This is a genomic window from Streptomyces sp. 13-12-16, from assembly GCF_002114215.1.
Lineage (GTDB): Bacteria > Actinomycetota > Actinomycetes > Streptomycetales > Streptomycetaceae > Streptomyces.
Window position 1 is genome coordinate 1 of sequence record NZ_NCTE01000738.1, and the last position, 4,434, is coordinate 4,434.

General features: G+C 74.4%; 4 protein-coding genes and 1 pseudogene. 3 read left to right on the forward strand and 2 right to left on the reverse strand.

Features of this window, described 5'->3' with window-relative positions; translation table 11 throughout:
- Positions 1 to 210 (forward strand): annotated as a pseudogene (locus tag B7767_RS47425) (hypothetical protein); the annotation flags it as partial.
- 60 nt (positions 211 to 270) lie between these two features.
- The gene (locus tag B7767_RS27775; RefSeq protein WP_085574576.1) at positions 271 to 1,350 is read left to right on the forward strand and encodes a MerR family transcriptional regulator; all 1,080 of its coding nucleotides are present in this window, start codon (positions 271 to 273) and stop codon (positions 1,348 to 1,350) included.
- A gap of 25 nt (positions 1,351 to 1,375) precedes the next feature.
- On the opposite strand, the gene B7767_RS27780 is transcribed toward B7767_RS27775, so the two are convergent.
- Both B7767_RS27780 and B7767_RS27785 read right to left on the reverse strand, forming a co-directional pair.
- Positions 1,376 to 2,620 (reverse strand): cation:proton antiporter, encoded by a 1,245-nt coding sequence (locus B7767_RS27780; RefSeq protein WP_085574574.1) that lies wholly within the window; start codon positions 2,618 to 2,620, stop codon positions 1,376 to 1,378.
- Between the two features lie 4 nt (positions 2,621 to 2,624).
- Positions 2,625 to 3,095, reverse strand: coding sequence for a cation:proton antiporter regulatory subunit (locus B7767_RS27785; RefSeq protein ID WP_085574575.1), 471 nt, complete (start codon positions 3,093 to 3,095; stop codon positions 2,625 to 2,627).
- 279 nt (positions 3,096 to 3,374) lie between these two features.
- On the opposite strand from B7767_RS27785, the gene B7767_RS27790 reads away from it, so the two are divergent.
- Entirely contained in the window at positions 3,375 to 4,211 is an 837-nt protein-coding gene (locus B7767_RS27790; protein ID WP_179167314.1) for a universal stress protein, read from the forward strand.
- Positions 4,212 to 4,434: the final 223 nt, after the last annotated feature.

Below are 4,434 nucleotides of genomic sequence, written 5' to 3' on the forward strand. Positions count from 1 at the left end.
GAGGCCGGCCGGCACGTCCCGGCCGTGTTCGGGGCGATGCCGGGCGAGCCGACCGGTGAGGGCGGGCCGGAGCCGCCCGGTCCGGGCGCCGGGCCGGCCTCCCTTCTCCGGGGTCACCTCGGGCCCGGGCTGCTGCGGGCGGGCGCGTTCGGCGCGGTGGGACCGGTGGTGTTCCGGATCAGGACCCGCGGCCGGAACCACGCGCGGTGACCGGCCGGGGTTGACCCTCGACCTGGTCGAGGGACCAGGGTCGCGGGTGTGGAGAGCGAGATGCGCAGCATTGGTGAGATGGCCCGGGACAGCGGGCTGGGCGTGAGTGCCCTGCGGTTCTACGACCGTGCCGGTGTCCTGGTCCCCGACCGGGTGGACCCGGTCAGCGGCTACCGCTGGTACGCCCCCGGGCAACTGGACGAGGCCCGGCTGCTGGCCCGGCTGCGCCGGGCCGGGATGCCGCTGGCGGACATCCGGCTGGTGCTGGCCGGCTGGACGGGCGCCGACACCGATCTCGTACGACAGCTCCTTCGGGCGCACCTGCGCCGGCTGGAGCAGGGGCTGTCCGATGCCCGCGCCGAGTTCTCCGCGCTCCGAGCCCTACTCGACCACAGGGAGAACCCCATGACCTCGCTCCGCACCGACACCGCCGTACGGCTGTCCCTCTCCGGCCCCGCGCTGGCCGCCGCGCTGGACGCGGTCCGGTTCGCGGCCGGCACCGACCCGGAGCTGCCGATGCTCGGCGGGATCCTCTTCGACGTCGAGGGCGACGCGCTGCGCCTGGTGGCCACCGACCGGTACCGGATGGCCGTGGCGCGCGCCGCCGCCGACGGACACGACGGGTCCCGCGTCCAGGTCACCGTGCCCCTTCCGCTCGCCGACGCGATGCGGGCGCTGCTGGACGGGGAGGAGCGGGTCCGGCTCACCGTGGACGGTGACCGCGTGACCCTGGAGACCGGGGACCGGCAGACGGCCGGCCAGTGCCTCGGCCACGACTTCCCCGACTACCGGCGCCTGGTCCGCCTCCCGGCCGGGCGGCGCGCCCCGGTGGACGTGCCGGCCTTCCGGGAGGCGGTGCTCACGGGTCCCGTCCGCGCGGACGAGGACCAGGACGCCGTGGGCCGTGAGCTCACCGTGCTGCGGGTGGCGAAGGACGGCTCGGTCGCCCTGGCCGGGGACGGTGCCGACGGCCGGGACCTCGTCGCCGTCAACCGCGCGTTCCTGCTGGACGCCCTCGCCGCCGGGTCCGGCGACCGGCTGGTCCTCGAGTTCGGCGCCCCCACGGCGCCCCTCGCGATCCGCCGGCCGGACGACGAGCACACGTTCTCGCTTCTGATGCCGGTGCGGCTGGAGAACTAGGCTCCGGCCGGGGCGTCGGCCCGGCTCAGCGTTCGGGCCGGGTCTCGTCCACCGGTTCCAGCGTCTCCGCGGCCGGCGCCGTGACCTGTGCGGGCACGGTGTCGGCGGCGGCGCGCCGGGCGGACAGGCGCAGCGCGATGGGCTCGGTGTAGCGGGCCGTGAGCGGGCCCAGGACGACCAGGACCAGGACGTACGCCGTGGCCAGCGGGCCGAGGTCCGGTTCGATGCCGGCGGTGACCGCGAGACCGGCGATGACGATGGAGAACTCGCCGCGGGCGACCAGGGTGCCGCCCGCGCGCCAGCGGCCCTTGGGGGAGATCCCGGCCCGGCGGGCGGCCCAGTAACCGGTGGCGATCTTCGTCAGCGCGGTGACGACGGCGAGCGCGAGGGCGGGCAGGATCACCGGCGGGATCGACTGGGGGTCGGTGTGCAGGCCGAAGAAGACGAAGAACACGGCGGCGAACAGGTCCCGCAGCGGCGCCAGCAGGTTGTGCGCGCCCTCGGCGACCTCCCCGGACAGGGCGATGCCGACCAGGAACGCGCCCACGGCCGCCGAGACCTGCAACTGCTGGGCGAGCCCCGCGACGAGCAGGGTCAGGCCCAGCACCACCAGCAGCAGCTTCTCGGGGTCGTCACTGGAGACGAAGCGGGAGATCACCCGCCCGTAGCGGACGGCGACGAACAGCACGAGCCCGGCGACACCCAGCGCGATGGCCAGCGTGACGCTGCCCGCGGCGAGGCTGACGCCGGCCAGCAGGGCGGTGATGATCGGCAGGTAGACCGCCATGGCCAGGTCCTCGAGCACCAGGATGCTGAGGATGACCGGGGTCTCGCGGTTGCCGAGCCGTCCGAGGTCGCCGAGGACCTTCGCGATGACGCCGGAGGAGGAGATCCAGGTGACGCCGGCCAGCACCACCGCGGCGACCGGGCCCCAGCCGAGCAGCAGGGCCAGGGCGGCACCGGGCAGGGCGTTGAGCGCCATGTCGACGAGGCCGGCCGGGTACTGGGTCTTGAGGTTGGAGACGAGGTCGCTGGCCGTGTACTCCAGGCCGAGCATGAGCAGCAGCAGGATGACGCCGATCTCGGCGCCGATCGCGACGAACTCCTCGCTCGCGCCGAGCGGCAGCAGCCCGCCCTCGCCGAAGGCGAGGCCGGCCAGCAGGTAGAGGGGGATCGGGGAGAACTGGAGGCGCCCGGCGAGGCGCCCCAGCAGGCCGAGCCCGAGGATGATCGCGCCGAACTCGATCAGGAAGATCGCGGAAGAGTGCACTCGCTCACTCCCGCCCGAGAATCGCGGCGGCGGCGTCGATGCCCTCGCGGGTGCCGATCAGGATCAGCGTGTCCCCGCCGGCCAGCCTGAAGTCCGGCGCGGGGGACGGGATCGCCTCGGCCCGCCGCAGCACGGCGACGATCGAGACCCCGGTGTCGGTACGCATCCGGGTGTCGCCCAGCAGCCGGCCGTTCCAGTGGGAGACGGCGGACAGTTCGATGCGCTCGGCGACCAGCCCCAGGTCGGTGGTGTGCAGCAGGTTGGGGCTGTGGTGGGCGGGCATGAGCGCGTCGATCAGCGCGGCCGACTCGGCGACGGTCAGCCGTACCGAGCGGGCGCAGGCGTCCGGGTCGTCGGAGCGGTAGACGTTGACCGTGCGGGCACCGTCGCGGTGCGCGATCACGGACAGGTGCTCGTGCTCACGCGTGGTGAGGTCGTATTTCACGCCGATGCCCGGCAGCGGCGTGGCGCTCATCCGTGGAGCAGGCACAGCCCGTCCCCTTCCCGGTTCTCTTGTCGATGTCGTCCGACGAGGGGTGCCGACCGTGCCGTCGGACGGCACGGGTGATCCACCCCCACGGGGGTAATGGTGCCATCCCGCCATTCGGCCGGAACATGGGTGTTGCCACGGATGGACAGGGGGCGCCACGGAGCCGAGGATTTCCGGGGAGACCGTATCGCCGCAGGTCGGACGAGTGGGTACGCGCTCTTTCCCGCGGGTACCCGGAAGGACCGCCGGGGACGGGAGCGAGTGGTGAACGACACTGTGGTCGTAGGAGTGGACGGTTCGCCGTCCAGCCTCGCCGCGGTCGACGTCGCGGCGCACGAGGCCCTGCTGCGCGGCGCGCGGCTGCGGATCGTGCACGCGTTCAGCCGCCCGGCCGATCTCGACCCGATGATCCACGGTGCCCTGGCGGGCGCCGAGCAGCGTGCCCACGACCGTGCGCCGGGACTGGAGGTGACCAGGACCGTGGCGTCCGGTGAGACGCTGACGGTGTTGCGGAGCGAGTCGCGGCACGCGGTGCTGACGGTGGTGGGCGGACGGGGCCACGGTGGCTTCGGGGATCTGCTGCTGGGCTCGACGGTCGTACAGCTGGCCGCGCACGGGTACGGTCCGCTGCTGGTGGTCCGCGGCCGTCCCGGCCCCGAGGGGCCCGTGCTCCTCGCCGTGGACGGCTCGCCGGCCGGGTCCGCGGCGGCGGACTTCGCCTTCACCGAGGCCGCGCTGCGCGGGGCGCCGCTGGTCGCGACGCATGTGTGGAACACCTGGAGCGAGCCGACGCCGTACGAGGGTCCCGCCGATCCGCTGAACGTGGTGGTGGATCTCGACCGGCTCCGTGAGCGGCACCAGCGGCTGCTGGAGGAGGCGGTGGCGCCGTGGCGGGAGGCCCGTCCCGGGGTCTCCGTGGAGCTGCGCCTGGAGCGGGCGCGGGTGCGGCACACGCTGCTCGACGCGAGCCGACAGGCCCAACTGGTGGTGTCCGGGGCCCGCGGTCACGGCGGCTTCACCGGGATGCTGCTCGGTTCGGTCAGTCAGTCACTGCTGTACCACGCCGACTGTCCCGTCGCCGTCGTCCGCGGCACGGGGTGAGAGGGGGGGTCCCTCTCTTCTCCTCGTGGGGGCTTCCCCGTCGCGGCACGGGGGGACCGTGTGCACGACCCGCACCTCGGGGCACGTGAACGCGTCCCGTCCGGCCGCCCACCGGGCGCCGGTGGGCGCGGAGGCGGGGTCGCGTGGTGGCGGGTGCCGCCGGGGACGCGGAGCGGGGTGCACGCGTTCGAGGCGCGCGGACGGCGGGTCTCCCTGACCTGCG